Annotated in this window: 1 protein-coding gene; it reads right to left on the reverse strand. The window is 62.9% G+C overall.

The window, feature by feature from the left end; genetic code table 11:
• A partial coding sequence (rlmB, locus tag CUC53_RS18215; protein WP_100295401.1) for a 23S rRNA (guanosine(2251)-2'-O)-methyltransferase RlmB occupies positions 1 to 583 on the reverse strand: 583 nt, incomplete at its 3' end.
• Positions 584 to 936 lie beyond the last annotated feature (353 nt).

Here is a 936-nt window from a genome sequence, read left to right on the forward strand (position 1 = left end):
GGCGGGTCAGCTGGGCCGGATAGAGGTCGTGACGGGCCCCACCCGCCGTGCCGACGATCCAAACCCCGCGCTCCTGCAACTCGCGCAGGGTGCGGGCCAGATTGGTGACCTGAATGAGCGGCACCACCTCGGCGGCGCCGCAAGCGACCTTGCGCACGATGGGGGTCAGGCCGGTGGCCTTGTCGCGCGGCACAATCAACCCATGGACCCCGGCGGCATCGGCGCTGCGCAAGCAGGCACCGAGGTTGTGCGGGTCAGTCACCCCATCCAGCACCAACAAGAAGGGCTGGCTCTGTTGTGCCGCCAGCTCGTCCAGCAAGTTAGCCAAGTCGTGTTCGGCGAGCTTCGGCGCTTCGATCACCTTGGCCATGATGCCTTGGTGATTGTTGCCCTCCGCCTTATCGTCAAGGGTCTTGCGGTTCACGCTCTGCACCTTGAGGCCAAGGGATTCCAGCTCGGCCAGCAGGGGTTGAAGCCGCTCATCATCCCGCCCCTTAAGGGCCCACACTTCGATAAAGCGCTCGGGGGTGCGCTCAAGCAGCGCAGAGACAGCGTGAATGCCGTAGATCAGTTCAGTACTCATGTTCAAGATCCGTAGGTTGGGCCGCACCCAGTGCGCCCCGAAGAAAAATGGCCGTACCGGCAGCCTGACCGCCATGATACTGGCGTCGTCACCGGTCGCTAAACGATGGCGCATCATACCAGAGACACCGGCATCGAGGGAGGAGGGCGCTGATCGGCCACGTGCCTGAACCTATGACGAGCCCTTCAGCGGCACGTGGCGACCAGCCAGTCATGGCCGGTTAGCCGCTACGCGGTGCGCAAAATGGTGGGGGTCCCAATTTCACTGCCAACCTACGACAGACCCATTATGGATGTCAGAAAATCCTGAAATCCTCTCCCTGTGACGGGGCTATCGTGGCCCCGTCTGTTGCC

This window comes from Aeromonas cavernicola (assembly GCF_002795305.1).
Lineage (GTDB): Bacteria > Pseudomonadota > Gammaproteobacteria > Enterobacterales > Aeromonadaceae > Aeromonas > Aeromonas cavernicola.